Consider the following 15,452-nt stretch of genomic DNA (forward strand, 5'->3'; position numbering starts at 1 on the left):
GTGCATATTTGCGCAAATGCATCAGAAAAATTGCGGTTCGGCATACCGGTATATTGCGGCTGCGACCACTTCTGTCATTCTTGAGGGCGCAAACTCACAAAAAAGATTTGCACGGCTTTCGGTCTGGACATAGATGTTTGCGCATGTTGCGCATATTTGCGCAACTGCAGGTGTCATGGGGGGAGTTCCGAACAGTATCAGCGCAAAGCCTTTTGCGTACGCGAAAGCACTGGCGCCCGTCGTTTGCCGCTCATCTGCCTGAGAATCGCAGCCAATAGGGGTTTTGAATGAATAAGAAGTCGAGGTTCAACCGGATGCTGCTGTTGTCAGCCTCCATACCAGCGGCGGCTCTGCTCGCAAACGCTGGTGGTGCATTGGCGGCTCCCGCCACAGTGAACGTGCCGACCGGCGCAGGGACCGGAGCAGCCGTAAACGCCGACATCGCTACGGCCGTCACCACGCCAGCCAATCCCGACCTCACGGTTACGATTGCCAGCGGCGCGGATATCAGCGGCGCGAGCGTCGGCTATGATTTCGTTGCGGGAGGCTTTGCGGCGGGTCAGGGCGACGGCGCTGTAAACCTCACCAATGATGGTCGCGTAACCGGCCTGAGCTTCGGCGGCGTGGGTGCGGCAAGTGCCGCCAACAGCTTCACCGCCACCAACAATGGTGAAGTCGTCGGCAGCGTAAGCGCGACGGACTTTGGCGGCGCGGTATCGGTTACCAACAATGGCACTGTAGGCGGCAGCGTTGTCGGCTCTGGCTTTGGTGACGTCACACTCGCAAACGGCCTGGCCGGCGAAGTGGGTGGCAGCCTTATCGGGCAGACGCTCGACGCCGCCAACGTCTCGATCACCAACGCGGGCACTGTCGATGGCGACCTCGATGGATCGGCCACCACCGGCACCGTCAGCATCGCCAACACCGGCGATGTTGCAGGCAGCGCCTTTGCCTCGACCAGCGAAGGGGCGATCTCCGTTACCAACGCCGCGTCTGGCCGCATCAGCGGCGATGTGTCCGCGGTATCCGAGTCCGGCGAGATCACGATCGCCAACAACGGCCAGGTCTTGGGTCAGACTGACGCGTTCAGCCGCAATACGACCTTCACCTCGACCGGTCCGACGAGCACGGTTTCGGGCACCACCACGACCACCCAGTCGAGCACTTCGCAGCAGACCGTCGGCGGCGATATCGATGGCACTTATGCGGGCATCAATGGCTCGCTGAACTTCGGTGCTGGCAATGACGGCAGCATCACTCAGGTGAGCGGCACGAACAGCACGGCGACCGTGACGGGCACCGTATACGGCGACATCTACTCCGAAGCGTCTGGCTCTTCGTTTGCTACGCAGAACGTGGCTGTGTCGACCGATTCGCGCGACGCGGCGGGCACCGGCTCGGTCGTGAACAGCAGCAACAACACCTTCAATGTTTCGTCGACCGGCGGCACGAGCACGGTCAACATCTCCGGCACGGTTGCCCCAGGCGATTCGGGCCGCAATGGCGATGTTGCCTCTCGCGGCGATACTGCAAGCGCAGTCAATATTAACGGCGGCAAAGTGTCGGGCAATGTCTCCTCGACCAGCCAGGGTATCGCTTTCAATGGGGCAACCACCTCCGAAGACACCGACACCTATGACGCAGGCGTTTTCCAAGGTTCCACCTCGGTAAACGGCACGCAGTTCAATCAGGTGCAGGCAGGCGGAGACGCGGCCGTCTCGCTTCAGGGAAGCAGCTTGGTCAGCGGCAATGTCAGCGTCATTGGTGGCGCGTCTGCCTCGGCAGCAATCGGCTCGGCAGCCAAGGTTGAGCAGGATGTGTTCGTCAGCACGGCTGTTCCGACTGGCCCGTTCTTCTTCACCGTAGGCGATGCTTCCTTTGCGACGTCCAGCACGCGGACGACGGACGCGGCGGGAGACGGCACTCAGGTCGATACTTCGCTGTTTACGGTGTCAGCGCCAGCTGTTGCTGCCAATGCCACGCTCGACAATGCCGGGCGAATTGATGGGGATGCGACCGTCGCAGCGGGCTTCGGCAACGCCACGGCGACCATCACCGGCACTGTTGGCGGCTCGGTGAACGCCAGCGCGTTCGCGTCCACGTCGAGCAACGGTTCCACTTCTGAATATAGCGTTGCTGGCGGACTCAACACGCTGACGTCGCAAACCGTCACCGACAGCTTCGCAGATGCTGGTGGCCAAGCCGATGTCGTAATCGACACGGCCGCTGCGCTGCAGGGCAAAGGCGTGCCAAGCGTTGCAGGCAATGTCTTTGCTTCGGGCGTCGCTGGCGCTTCGATCACGGTCGGCAGCGGCAGTGTCATCGGGGATGCTGCGACGGGTACGGGCGGCAATCTGTTTGCCAACAGCCTGGGCGAAAGCAGCAGCGATGAGACCGTCACAACCTACGCTGCGGACGGTTTCACGCCCGTGACGGTTGCATCGACCTTCAGCACCACTGCAGTAGGCGGCGCCGCTTCGGTCACCAACAACGGCACCGTTCTTGGCGATGTCGAAGTTCAGGGGCTGACCTCCGCTTCGCTCGTCAACAATGGCGATCTGGGCACCGGCGGCAATGTGTTCAGCGTTTCGGCTCTGGATGCTGAAAGCACTGTCACCTTGACCGACACCAACCCCACAAACGCTGGCATCCGTACCCTCGCGGCTACGGTTGCAGCAATGCCTGTGGGCGGCAACGCCAGCTTCACCAACAGCGGAAACGCCTTTGGCGATGTCGAGCTGGAAGGTTTGACGGGCTCGTTCACCAACAATGGTATCCTGACCGGCGTTACGACGCTTGGTGGCTCGGTGTTCAGCGGATCGGCGACGGTCGATGCGACGATCAACACCACCGATGTGACTGTGACCCCGATTGCGGCTGCGCAGACCTATACGGTCGATCAGAATGGTGTGTCGGGCGGTTTCAACGTAGCCGGCGCCGTTTCGACGCAGAGCGAGGTGGCGTCGGCGCTGTCTTCGCTTCTTTCGCCGGCGGTTCCGCTCGATGCATCGCAGGTCGATCCGGCTGCGTTCAACCTGACCGTGGGTGGCGAGGCTGCCATCAAGATCGCCGACATCAAGGCGACGATCAACCTCAACAACGGTTCGATCACGCTAGGCGACATTGACGCGCAGCGTGACGACAGCGGGGCCTTCCTGACCGACACGACCGTCAACCTGAATGGTAACGGCTTCCTTGGTGCAAGCGAGCTCCGGTCGGCCGATGCGACCACGCCCGCCAACTTCTCGCCGGCTGCCACGCTGCCGGAAGAAGCGGAAGGCCTGTTCGGTCCTACTGCGGTTCGCGTCTTGGGCGTCAACACGGTCAACAAGACCGGTGCGGGCACCTTCGTGGTGACGGGCGCCGAATATGTCCCGGCTGAAGGGGCTGCCCCTGCCGCCTGGACGATGGATGTCGGCAATCTCAACGTGCAGGCTGGCGAGCTCCAGCTGGACGTTGACGGTTCGGATGATGCTGTCTTCGGCATCAAGGGCAACATCAACAATGATGCCACCCTGGTCCTCGGCCGTCGTGCACCGACCTTCATTCAGACGGTCGGCAACAGCATCGTCACGCCGGGACCCGAAGCGATCAAGGGCATCGAGCTCTATCAGCAGGGCAACTACACCCAGACTGCCAACGGCACGACGGTTGTAGGCGTCAATCCCTCGCTGGTCCGCTTTGGCAACCTGTCCGTCAACGATGGCGGCGCAGCGCCAGAAGTGCTGGGTCCGATCACCGGTGGGGTCAGCGTTCCCTACTTCACCACCCCGACTAATGCCGGTGTCTTCTCGATCCCGTCGTCGGTCACTGTGGACGGTAACCTGAACCTTGCTGGCAAGGTCGCGGTGACGGTGTCGAAGGATAGCCTCTATTCGACGGGCGACGGCTACACGCTGTTCACCTATACCGGCACCGGCAACGTCACCGCCACCGCGGCACCGACGCTCGCCTCACAGTTCGTCACCTTCGGTCTGAAGCATGACGCGACCGCTAAGACCGTTTCGATCGAGGCGACCCGCAACAGCTACGCCACGGGCGCAACCAATCCCAATGCCGCTTCGGCAGCCGTGGGTCTGGACAGCGCGCTGGCTGACGTCATCGCTCGGGTGAAGACGGATGCTGCTGGCGGCAATGGCTTTGCTTCGGTTACGGAGATCGCCAATGCGCAGGACATCGCCAACATCGCTGCTGGTCTCGACTGGCGCCTGAACAGCGCCCAGGCGGCTGAGGTCTTCAACGAGCTTTCCTCGGCGGAGATCTACGGTTCGCTGGCCGCGGTCGATCAGAACGCGGTCTTCAACACCACCGTCAACCGTCTGGCTGCTCGCCGTGGCTATGGTGAGGCGCTGGGCACCCAGATCTGGTTCAACCCGTCGGCCAACTTCGCCAAGACGGGTGGCACCAAGTCGGGCGCGTCGAAGATCAAGACCAACAGCTATGGTGGCGCCTTCGGTCTCGACGTAGCCTATCAGGAAGACGGCGCCTTCGGCATCGGCTTTGGCTATGGTCAGCATGACGTCACTGCCCAGGGTTCGCAGGAAGAGGCGCAGGTTCGCACCTACACCATCGGTGCCTATGCGACCCAGGGCTTTGGCCCCTTCTACGGCAGCTTCCAGCTGGCGTACGGCTTCTCGAAATTTGAAGTCGAACGCGACCTGGACATCCTCGCTCGCACCATTGAAGGTGACTTCAAGGGCAAGCAGTTGGATGCCAGCCTGGAGCTGGGCTACGACTTGACCGCCGGTAGCGGCCTGGTCGTGACCCCCTATGGTAAGCTGGCGCTGCGTCGCTGGTCGATGAACGGCTTCACTGAAGAAGGTGGCGCTGGCATCGGACTGAAGGTGGATCATGCCTCCAAGACCGTCTTCTCGCCTGTTCTGGGCGTGAAGGCCGGGGCTCTGCTCGGTGATGCCGATGGGATCGCCTATCGTCCCTATGCGAAGGTTCAGTACAGCTTCCAGGGCAGCATCGGCAGCGATCGCACGGTCCAATATCTGGGCGGCGGCGACGCCTTCCGCCTGAAGGGCGTGGATCCGGACGGTAACGGACTGATCGAACTGGGCATTGATGCTTCTGTCAACAAGCGCGTCAACCTGTTCCTCTCTGGCGGTTACGGCTTTGGTGGCCACAACAGCCTCGGTCAGGTCCGCGGTGGCATTAGCTTCGGCTTCTGACACAACCAGTAGCAATGGAAGGGCGCGGCGGTTTCGGCGCGCCCTTTCGTTTGCTTGCCCGCCTTGCTCTCCCGCGCGCGGGGTGGACGATAGCTACGTCCACCGCTGCACTGGAACGTGGAAGAATTCTGCTGCGTCCAAATCTGTCGCGTGACTTATTCACACCCCATCGAGAAATATTGGCGCAGAATCAACGAGTAAACAGAACGTGAACAACTTTGGAACAGGCGCAGAACCTCTCAAGACGATTGCGGGTCTGATTATGGAGAGGCTTGCCCATTACGGGGTTCAGATTTTGACTAACGGGAACGGCGCACTATGCTTTTTCACGCCCTCTCCCGGTCATGTCGGTCGCCCTTGGGTGGCAGGTGAATACGCACAAGGACTGGAAGACGGCGCAACACGAGAGTTGCAGCAACTCGTAAGGGCCTCGCCGATGCTTGCCCGGGCCATCGTAGAGGAACTTACGGTTTCCGGACTGCCCCCGGCCTCCGACTGAACAGCGTCTCTTGGCTCTAACGCGCCAGTCGCATAGCTGCGTATGTACGGGTGAGGCTTTCCTTCTCAGAGACTTTTCGGGCTCTCCCCGCATGATCAGAAAATCAGCATCTGTGATGTCTAGAGAAAATGCCTTAACTTATAGGCAGTTAAATCGATGTAGATGAGAGGCGGAAGCGGCGGCTCAAGCGGGTCGACGCGTTTGGTTAAGGAATGCGCATCAATATGAACAAGATCCCGGTAGCTGCACTTGTCGAGGGCCACATCGTCACACTGGAAGGCGATCGCTTTGTTGATCCGCGGAGTGATGTCGCTGAGCTGACGGCGCCATTGACCGTGGTAGGGCATCATGCCGGGATTCCTACAGCGCAGGATGAACTGCGAGCCTATAAGCTCATCGGCGATAGGAGTGATGTTGCGGCAGAGGATGTTCCTGAGCAGGCCTGCACATTGTTGCTCGTCACGCCGGCGCCCTCGACGAAATTGCTTGTAGCTTATTTTCCTGATGATCAACATGAAGTACCGCTGGATGTCGATGATCAAGACGAGCTTGAATGATTCTTGCGCCGGATGATCCGGGTCCGATCAGGCCCGACGAAGCCTTGGATGTGCGTGTCCTGAAGGTTTTCGACGGCGACGGCTTCCTAGCAAATGTTTGGCACCCACTGCGAGAGGCATGGGTGGAGCGCATCCCTTTCCGGTTGGCGTTCATAGATGCACCAGAAATGGAACAGCCCTTCGGGCCCGAAGCCCGCGACTTTCTGCTCGGGCTGGTAGGTGGCAAAAAGCTTCGTTTGCTTCCGATTGGCAAGGAAGCGACGGGCGGCGTACCTATAGACCCGTATAAACGCCTCCTCTGCATGGCATATTTGACGGAGCAGATGGATGCCGGAAGGGTGGAATATTATCATGAGGGTAAGCGGGGATCTGGCTTGGTGACGAGACCCCGGTGCGTTACCCGCAATATCGAGCTGGAGATGATCGTAAACGGTTGGGCCTGGGTCACAGAGCAATATGCGTTCGACCGCGAAGCGGAATATTTCAATGCACAGGACGATGCCAGGCGGAACCGGCGCGGATTATGGGTGAGCAACAATCCCGATCCGCCGTGGAACTGTAAGCGTCGCCAGAAGCATCGAATGCGGCAAGCGGAGGGGCAGGGGCGACTGATTTAGAGCTGTGCCTCGCTTTCCATATCATCAGACGTTCAGTTCAAGTTGATCCCATTCAATGCCGGCAGCCTTCAACCGCGCAAAAGGGTCAGCATTCTCGTCGTCGAACGACCAACCTTCTGGCATGCGCACTTTCAGGCCGAGCTCGAAGTCGAGGCGCTGTCGTTCAGCTTTGGAGATCATCACGATCTTCAAATGCCGCTCCAACAACTTCGCGACCGCTGACGCATCTGCTCCCGAAGAAAACATCTTCTCGCACTGATTACGAATGAGCGCCAAGGGCACAACATGTTCACGATGGTCAGCGGACGCCCGTGAGCGCCCAGCCATGATTATATGGTTAGGGATCAATGGCTCATCAAGCAAACGCGAGTGACGCCAGTTTTCTTCCCATGACTGATGCATTACCCAAGCAGCTCGTTCAAACACGCGTCTGGTAATTTCTTTTTTGTCGAGTTCAGGTCGCATACTATCCGGCACTATGTAGAAATGATGCCCATTGTAGGTTTGCGTTGGGTTCCGCAAGCCGGCGTATGTCAACATGCTTCAGTTTCAGCTGCTCGAGCATCCGGTTAAAATGTCATCGCGGTCCGCAATTCGGTTAGGATTGAGCTCACAGTGTCTCGATGCTTTTCATTCCGGGCAGCCCAAAGGCGTCGAAGCACACTCTCCTCTATAAAATCGTCGAGTTTCGCGGTTCTCAGCCCAAGGACAAAGTCCGAGAGATCTTCCATCGGCGGGCAATCGCCCGCCTGCTGGAGAATGCCAGCGAGTTGCTTCGGTGTCACATCGAACGCAGTCACGCCCACGTCGTGGACCGCAACCTCTAGGCCAGCGCTCATGAGGACGATCGACAGCACCGAATTTATAGCCGTGCCACGCCAGGTGATGACGTGGGTGTCTCGCGCCGCGGGGATGAGTGCGCGCCGATGGAGGCCGAGTTCGCGAAACGCGGTGCGCCCCTGCAGGAGGAACTTCTTTCCGGCTGCATCGAGATATGCGGGGATCTCGTGGTCAGACAGCACCTCCAGCATCGTCGCGGTGACGTGGTCGTGCAGTTGCTCGTTCGCGGGCCGATCGAAGCGAGGCAGCTTCCCGGATCGATGGGGAACAACTTCGAGCACCTTGGCGCGGTCATCGACCGCCTCTACGCGCCATCTACGGCCTGCGAAGCCTACGAGTGATCCTATCCCGAGGACATTGGTGAGCGGAACGGTCCCGAGGGTACGGCCGCTCGAGACAAGGCGCCATTCCTCGTCCGTCTTGAAGACGGCATAGAAGTCGCGCGCCTGGACCAGTTCCTCCCCCGCACGACCGAGCATGAGGATGCCATCTGGCGATTGTTCGAGAAGTTCGAAACCCTGAGGACCAGCCCCGCGGAGCAAATCGGCGTAGTCGGACGGCGCGAAGGCTAGGTAGCTGTCCCGACCGAATAGGAGCTTGTGCGCCGCGGGCGCACGGACGCCGCCCTCGGATGCTATGAGCGAGAGGGTCTGATGCAGAGCCACCGTGGCAAGCGAGGGGTCTTCTGTAGAGGGCTCGACCCAATTCTCCTGCAGAAGTCGGACGCAGGCGACGGCCCTCACCGTTTCGAGGCGTAGCTTGTCCAGCGGATCGGAATCCGGATCGAGATGGTCTTCGCGGACATAGATGCGGAGCACCGCCGGGCTACCGCGACGGCCGCTCCGACCGAGGCGCTGCTTCAGACCGGAAAGCGATCTAGGCGCACCCACTTGGGCGACCGACTGGACGCTGCCCAGATCGATGCCGAGCTCGAGCGTTGTCGTCGCGACTGCGGTGGTAGGCTGGTCGCCAGCCTTGAGCCGCGTCTCCAGCGTCTCGCGGAGTTCCTTGGAGAGGCTGCCGTGATGCGGGAAGAATTCCTCCGGCACCTTGTCTCGCTCCGACCGCTCGCGGAGGCGGTCCGCGAGTGCCTCGACCGTCCGGCGAGAGGCAGCGAAGGCGAGGTTGTTCGATCCGCGCAGGTTGGCGAAGATATGGTCGGCGATTTGGCTGAGCGCATCGTGCGCACCGTTTTCGGCGATCTCATCGATCCCGACTGCCTCGGGAGGCTCTTCGTATCCTCGAATCTGCAGCCTGACGCCTGGGCCGCTCTTCGGCGCCCGCAATACTGTTACGCTCTGGGGGCTGACCGCGTTCATCCAGCGGCAGGCCGCGTCGGCATCGCCTAGCGTGGCGGAGAGGCCGACCCGTCGCGGGCGTCCGGACGCGATCCTGTCGACGCGACGGAGAAGAGAGGCCAAGTGCAGCCCGCGCGGGCCTTGGAGGAATGCGTGAAGCTCGTCCACGACGATCCCATGCACGCCTCTGAACAGCTTAGTGGCATCGGCGGGGCGGCGCAGCAGGAGGGCCTCGATCGATTCAGGGGTGATCAGCGCGACGCCCGCTGGCGCCTTGAGCAGTCTCGTCTTAGGACCCTGAGGCGCGTCGCCATGCCAACGGGTGATTGGTAGACCAAGGCGTTCGCACAGAGGTTCGAGACGCCTGAACTGGTCGTTGATCAGCGCCTTGAGCGGACTGACGTATAGGAGGCGAAGGCCACCACCTGTCATCTCCGCTGCCTCGGTGAGCAGCGGCAGGAACGCTGCCTCGGTCTTGCCCGAGGCTGTGCCGGCCATGATGATTACGTCGCTGCTGGATCCCAGGATCGAGCGGATCGCCGTGTCCTGTATCTCACGCAGGCCGGTCCATCCCTCATCGCGCACCCAGCGGCGGATTTCAGGATGAAGCCGATCATAGGACGGGGCGTCAGATGCGAAGGTCGACAAGCTCTTCGTCCGCCTCTGGCTCTTCTGGCTCCTCCCTGTCCGGCGAGACAGCTGCGATCAGATCGTGCCACTGCGTGTCACGGTTCTGCTCCAAAACGGACAGAAACTGGACGAAGGCCTTGATGGTGTTGCGGGGTGTGCGGAAATAGGCCTCGCCGATCCGCTTATTGCAATGCTCCATGAAGGCGGTCTTCGCCTCGTCAGGCACGAGGAAGGCCGATGGGTCTCCGAGTGCGAAGACCGACCTGATGTTTCCTAGCAGCACGAGGAGATCCTCGGGCGACAGGCTCTGGAGCCGTATCACTGGTCCGCTGAGATCGATCCGCCCCTCTGTGGCGAAGCTGTTCTCTTCCAACCGCGATTGGAGCGCCTTGTAGCTGTAGAGGCCACGCCGACTGTCGAGTAGGAACTCCGGCGTTCCTCCGAAAACGAAGCCGAGCCCCTCGACATTGCCCTGCAGCACGTCGTTGAGCGTCCTGAGAAGCTGCTCGTAGTTCTGGTTGCGCGCTTGGGAGCTCTGCAGCTTGTAGAGGTTGACCATCTCGTCGAAGACCACGAGAAGTCCTGAATACCCCGCGATGCGAACGAACGCTGAGAGAAGCTTGAATGTGTCATAGACGTCCGCGTCGTCGATTATGCTGCGAACGGGGAGGGCCTGCCGCGCCTCCGTCTTGGTGGGATACTCGGCCCTGAGCCAGCGCAGCGCCGCCGCCTTGAGGCCGTCGTCACCATCCTCGTGGGCGCGCCAGTATGTCTTGAGCACCGTGCAGAAGTCGTGACCGCCTAGCATCTCCAGCAGGGGAGCGAGGCGCCGGTCGATGATTCGCTCGACAGGAGCTCCACCGTCTTCAGCCTCCCGAACGCACTCCGTTACGAATCGCTCGACAATGCTAGGAAGAGCGCCGCCTTCCGGCTTCGTGCGTGTCGCCATGTTCCGGACAGCCTCCGCATAGAGGCCGCGGGCCTGTCCCCCAGTCGCGTGAAGCCTACGGTCGGGAGCGAGATCGGCGTGGACCGTGACGCATTTCCGTTCGAGGGCGATGAGACGCACGAGATTCAGGAAGAAGGTCTTGCCTGCTCCATACTCGCCGATGACGAAGCGAACGGCCGATCCGGCGTCCGCGATCCGGTCGATGTCGCGGACGAGCGCGCCGACCTCCTGAGAGCGTCCGACCTGGATATGCTGGAGGCCCACCCGTGGAACGACGCCGGCGGAAAGGGCCTGAATGATGAGATCCCGGTCCTTGCGTCGGATTGTGCTCAAGCGGCAACTCCCATTGGTTCAAGTTGGTCAGTCACTTCGGAGGAGACGCGCACGTCGTCGTCGTCCTCCACGATCGGCTCGCCCAAATTGTCGAAGCCCCATTCGTTCAACGTCTCGATGGCGCCGTCTGGCATCAGGCGCAGCTCAGCCGCGAGTGCATCGAAATCGGTCCGAGCCATCGGGCCGGCCAGAAGGCGAATAAGAAGATTAGAATGGGGGGCGTCGAGGCCAGCGAAAGCCGATGCGGCGACGCTTGCCTTAGGCGGAGGGGCGGGGGCTGGTTCGGGCTCCTCCTCGACAAAGATTGCCGCGAGCATCGCGGACACCTGCGTCGTTTCGCCGCGGATCCTCTCAAGCCTGGCGGCGTCGATGGCAACGCCCGCCCGCTTTGGCTCGTCAGGCAGCGGCACCATGCGCTCGTCAGTGGCTGGCAGCACCTCCACCGGACCGGCATCCTCGCCGCTGCGATGCAGGGCGGAATAGAGCGTGCTCGCGGGTAGCCCGAGCGCCGCGTGGAGCGCCTCGAGGAACCTAACCTCGTCGGGCAGGACTCGGCCATCTGCTAGCACTGCCTCGACCGCGGAGGCCGCGAGCGCCGCCCTGCTCTCAGGAGCGATGTCCGCCAGCTTCTTCAGGGCTGCACGGACCTTTGGCGGATCCGCAGCGAGAGCGTTTCCGCACGCGAGCAGCCGGATGATCTCCTCTTCCTTGAGCTCGGGTGTCGAGCGCAGACGGCGTTCAATGGCGTCCATCTCTGAGGAGGCGACAGTCCCGTCCGACACTGCGGCCAGCATTGCGACTTCAACCATGCCGCGGGCAGCCGCGTAGACCGAGCGTTCGGGATCGACGGCCCCACCAAGGCTTGCCGGGAACAGGGCGACGCGTCCATCGGCCCGGAGCGCAGCGGCCGGACCGTAGCGGCGATCGGGCTCGAACCCGAGATCCAGCGCGTCGAGCGCGAGGCCCATCTGCCGAACGAAAACTGCAGGCAGCTTCTCGGTGCCCGGCCCTAGCTCCAGATCGAGGGCGCGTGCCACGTCGCCGACCGTTGCCAAGCCGCCAACTGTCGATTGATCGAGCGCGTTCCGGCAATCGGCGAAGGAGGCCCGTCCCCGGCGGAGCTCCAGTGGTAGCAGGAGGTCGCCGCGCAGCGTTCCGCGAGCATTTGGGTCTCGGCCCAGCAGTCGGCTGTAGGCTGATAGATCTTCCATGCAGCCGTCGAGGATCGTGCGAAGGCTATTGAGTGGGGCCTGCGTCCCAGAAATGTCAGGAAGATCCATTTCGATCGAACGGAAGAACGTGTTGCTTGCCGCCTGATATCGGGAGCGGATCTTCGACTTCGGCCGTCGGACCCGTAATCCTTCTGGATTGCGGACAGCGAAGCGGACGCGCCAGAGGCCGAGCAGCTCTTCGAAGCACCGCTGCCCCGGCATCCGGAGGTAGACGTCTGGAAGCGATAGCACCCATAGAAGACAGTCGTCGGCATCGAAGGGCTGGTTTCGCTCGATTCGGCTGCCAAGCCGCACTCGGACATTGAGCGGCAGCTCCATCTCGTAGTTGTGCGGCGGAGCGGATGTTAGCTGCTGATCGGCGTTTTCGCCGTATAGGCAGGAAAGCGCGAGCAGCTTCGACGCATAGGCCGCAAAAGAGTAGTTCTCTCCATGGATTAAAAGGAGGCGCCGAAGCTCGGCGAAGATCGCTGACGCCTCGTCCTTGGCTTCATCGACCAGCAAGCGCTGCTCGAGGCCGTAGAAGAACACGAACACGTAGCCGATCGGGATGTTAGGATCCGTCCGGCCATTCTCCAGCCAGTCCAGATAGGTCCAGCGTGCCCGCGGATCGAGGCGATCGTAGCTCGGCCAGTATGTCAAGGTGTCGCCGGAGGGATCGCCTTGAGGATTGATGGGAAGCGTGGGATCGATCCGGCTCTTGTCACGCGCCGGGTCATGCCGGGCAGGAGTGCCATAGTAGACCATATCCAGAGTGACGGTTCGCGCTCCCACCTGAACCACAGCCGGGTGGTTAACCCAGCAGGCTGGAGCGCGTTGCCTCTTCGATGTCGAAGATGCGGGCGCGGAGGGGCAAGGCCGCGGCGTGGCGACCCCCGGCTTGGTCATCCGCGTTGCATAGTCTGACGCCTGCTCGAGGGTCGAGAATGAGTATCCGCCATAAAGGTATCGGCCATTGGCGCTCAGGCTGACGCCCGGCGGAGCCCTACCGAGGTTCGAAGGCGGAGAGGGCGATGACGCTGTCGCCGCGGTTGTCTCCGTGGGCCGACCGAGTTCGGGCTGTCCGTCAGTGCCTATCGCCGGGGCGCCAGACATCATCTCGCCAAATCGACGCGCGACTCTAGAGAGCCAACCTTCTGACTGGGCCATCATTCTTCCCCCCGACTTAGGGATACTGTCCCAAAGTTATTCGGATTGCCAGAGCCTTACTCTTCCCCAAAAATGGCAAAGTGATCTGAATCAGTTGATGTTAGCCGTAGAATAATAAATGCGGATATAGCAGCGTGAAGCGTCGATCCGCCCGTGCGTGGGATTCGCGGAGGAAGTCGATGACAGGGGGAATGGACGAAATGGTGTTGTTCGGAATTCCGGTCATACCGGTGCTTGTTTTTGCGGTTCTCGTTAGCCTTGCATACGCGTTCGTCCGCTACTTCTTCATTCCCGCGAAGCGGCTGGATGCAAGCCTAAAGCAGATCATCGAGAACGTGGAGGCAGCGCGGGCGAACGGGCTCCGCGACCTCTCGAAGTGCTTCGAACCCGACCGTGCGATCGCCGCCATCTTCAACGAGTATCGCGAGACGCTCCACGTTCAGAAGGATCTCGACACCCAGACGGGCGAGATGGTCGAGAGGGCTGTCCGCTCGACGGTGCCGGCTGAGATGTTTCTCTCGCCACACGCTGTGGTGGACAATCGCGTCCATGCCGAGTTCTTCAAGCATCTGCCCGGCATTTTCACCGGCATCGGCATCATCGGGACATTCACCGGCCTTCTGACGGGCTTGAGCTCCTTCCAGATCTCGGACGATTCCGGTGTAGTCCGGAACAGTCTGACCGCGTTGCTGCATGGCGTGAGCGAGGCGTTCGTCGTTTCGGCCTTCGCAATCATCCTTGCGATGCTCACGACCGGACTGGAGAAATTCCGGCTCAACAGCCTCTACCGCAAGGTAACGCAGCTCGCTCACGAGATCGACGCGACCTATGAGGCCGGTGCAGGCGAGGAGTATCTAGCTCGCCTCGTGACTTCTTCGGAGGACGCCGCCAGTCAGACCAAGATCCTGAAGGATGCGCTCGTCGCAGATTTGCGGGAGATACTCACCGACCTTGCCGATCGGCAGATCAACGCGACGGTGCAGCGCTCCAACGAACTCGGCACGACTATCGCAGGTGCGCTGACCGACGCACTCAAGGGACCGCTCGACCAGATCGCCGGCGCGGTGGGCCAAGTCAGCCAGGATCAGTCGTCCGCCGTGACGAAGCTGCTGACCGACGTGCTCGCGAGCTTCAGCGACCGCTTGGAGAACATGTTCGGCACGCAGCTCTCCGGCATCGGCGACATGCAGCAGCGCACGATTGACGCGATGCAGACTGCGGTCTTGAAATTGCAGGACCTGACCGACAACGTCGAGGCTGCCGGGACGCGAGCTTCTGACGCGATGTCGACCAAGCTTCTCGAGGTTGTTCAGGCGGTCGAGGCCAAGCAGGCCGCGATGTCGGAGGAGCTCCGCACTGTGATCGAAGAGATCCGCTCATCGACGGGCGAGATGCAGGAGGCGACCCAGACCCGCGTCCAGGACATGCTGACTGCGCTTGGTGAGGGGATGGCGCAGGCGATCTCCGCCATTGAGAGACAGGCGGCTGAACGCTCCAGGCTTCAGGCCGAGGAAGACGGCAGGCGTGCTGAGGCGGCGGCTGGCCACGTCGGGCAGATGCGGCAATCCGTTGATGCGATCTCCTCCAACGTCGATGGTCTCGTGGCGGCGATCCGCGAAATGACCGCGGGCGTCCAAAGCGCGACGCGGGATGCGTTCGTTCGTCTCAACGGGGGGGCGGACTCCCTGCTGGCCGCCGCTAACAAGCTCGAGAATTCAGGGCGCGAGGTCGTTGGCGGGTTCGACCGCATCGCGAATGTCACCACTGGCCTTTCGGAGGCCGCAGGCAGCGTTGCCGGGGCGGCTAGGGGCCTCGACTCTGTCGTCTCCGATTACCGATCAGCCCGCGACGCGGTTGCCACCATGATCCAGGATCTCCGCGCTACCGTCGAAAATGCCTCCCGCGAGGCAAGCCTGACCGCGGATGTCCTCAGTCGGATCGAGGGCGCAACGCAAAAACTGGCGTCGGCGCAGTACGAGGCGGACGGCTTCCTGGACGAGGTTGCTGACGTTATCGGCAAGTCGCACGAGAAGTTTGCGGAAGGCATGCGAGGCACGGTCATCGAGGCGAACCGGGTGTTTCACTCCCAGCTGTCCAGCGCCACCGGTTTGCTCAAGGAGGCGATCCAGGAACTCGAGGCCTCCTTACCTTCGACCGGTCGGCAGGCGGCGTGA

General features: G+C 61.5%; 8 protein-coding genes. 4 read left to right on the top strand and 4 right to left on the bottom strand.

Annotated elements, in window-relative coordinates:
• Positions 1–287: 287 nt before the first annotated feature.
• The 3 genes from EP837_RS08845 (at position 288) to EP837_RS08855 (ending at position 6,850) form a co-directional block, all read left to right on the top strand.
• Positions 288–5,177, top strand: a complete 4,890-nt coding sequence (locus EP837_RS08845) for a beta strand repeat-containing protein (protein ID WP_066526538.1) — start codon at positions 288–290, stop codon at positions 5,175–5,177.
• A gap of 723 nt (positions 5,178–5,900) precedes the next feature.
• Positions 5,901–6,233 (top strand): hypothetical protein, encoded by a 333-nt coding sequence (locus tag EP837_RS08850; RefSeq protein WP_145902204.1) that lies wholly within the window; start codon positions 5,901–5,903, stop codon positions 6,231–6,233.
• Positions 6,230–6,850 carry a thermonuclease family protein gene (locus EP837_RS08855; RefSeq protein WP_066526539.1) on the top strand — a complete coding sequence of 207 codons (621 nt, stop codon included), beginning with the start codon at positions 6,230–6,232 and terminating at the stop codon, positions 6,848–6,850. Before EP837_RS08850 ends, EP837_RS08855 begins: the two co-directional genes overlap by 4 nt.
• A 24-nt stretch (positions 6,851–6,874) precedes the next feature.
• On the opposite strand, the gene EP837_RS20955 is transcribed toward EP837_RS08855, so the two are convergent.
• The 4 genes from EP837_RS20955 to EP837_RS08875 are packed head-to-tail and all read right to left on the bottom strand — an operon-like array spanning position 6,875 to position 13,281.
• Positions 6,875–7,390: a hypothetical protein gene (locus EP837_RS20955; protein ID WP_145902206.1), complete on the bottom strand. Its 516-nt coding sequence runs from the start codon at positions 7,388–7,390 to the stop codon at positions 6,875–6,877.
• 29 nt (positions 7,391–7,419) lie between these two features.
• Complete coding sequence (locus EP837_RS08865; RefSeq protein ID WP_066526543.1) at positions 7,420–9,636, bottom strand: DEAD/DEAH box helicase; 2,217 nt, start codon at positions 9,634–9,636, stop codon at positions 7,420–7,422.
• Positions 9,617–10,900 carry an ATP-binding protein gene (locus EP837_RS08870; RefSeq protein WP_066526545.1) on the bottom strand — a complete coding sequence of 428 codons (1,284 nt, stop codon included), beginning with the start codon at positions 10,898–10,900 and terminating at the stop codon, positions 9,617–9,619. The genes EP837_RS08865 and EP837_RS08870 overlap by 20 nt, the downstream gene beginning before the upstream one ends.
• Positions 10,897–13,281 carry a TerB N-terminal domain-containing protein gene (locus EP837_RS08875; RefSeq protein ID WP_082919590.1) on the bottom strand — a complete coding sequence of 795 codons (2,385 nt, stop codon included), beginning with the start codon at positions 13,279–13,281 and terminating at the stop codon, positions 10,897–10,899. Before EP837_RS08875 ends, EP837_RS08870 begins: the two co-directional genes overlap by 4 nt.
• 188 nt (positions 13,282–13,469) lie before the next feature.
• Here EP837_RS08875 and zorA point away from each other — a divergent pair, with 188 nt between their 5' ends.
• Positions 13,470–15,452, top strand: a complete 1,983-nt coding sequence (zorA, locus tag EP837_RS08880) for an anti-phage ZorAB system protein ZorA (protein WP_052628196.1) — start codon at positions 13,470–13,472, stop codon at positions 15,450–15,452.

This window comes from Sphingobium sp. EP60837, assembly GCF_001658005.1.
Lineage (GTDB): Bacteria > Pseudomonadota > Alphaproteobacteria > Sphingomonadales > Sphingomonadaceae > Sphingobium > Sphingobium tyrosinilyticum.

What these genes read in the sequence shown, in the direction of transcription:
- EP837_RS08845 (WP_066526538.1), top strand. Translation starts at nt 288, where the DNA reads ATGAATAAGAAGTCGAGGTTCAACCGGATGCTGCTGTTGTCAGCCTCC.
- EP837_RS08850 (WP_145902204.1), top strand. Translation starts at nt 5,901, where the DNA reads ATGAACAAGATCCCGGTAGCTGCACTTGTCGAGGGCCACATCGTCACA.
- EP837_RS08855 (WP_066526539.1), top strand. Translation starts at nt 6,230, where the DNA reads ATGATTCTTGCGCCGGATGATCCGGGTCCGATCAGGCCCGACGAAGCC.
- EP837_RS20955 (WP_145902206.1), bottom strand. Translation starts at nt 7,390, where the DNA reads ATGTTGACATACGCCGGCTTGCGGAACCCAACGCAAACCTACAATGGG.
- EP837_RS08875 (WP_082919590.1), bottom strand. Translation starts at nt 13,281, where the DNA reads ATGATGGCCCAGTCAGAAGGTTGGCTCTCTAGAGTCGCGCGTCGATTT.
- zorA (WP_052628196.1), top strand. Translation starts at nt 13,470, where the DNA reads ATGGACGAAATGGTGTTGTTCGGAATTCCGGTCATACCGGTGCTTGTT.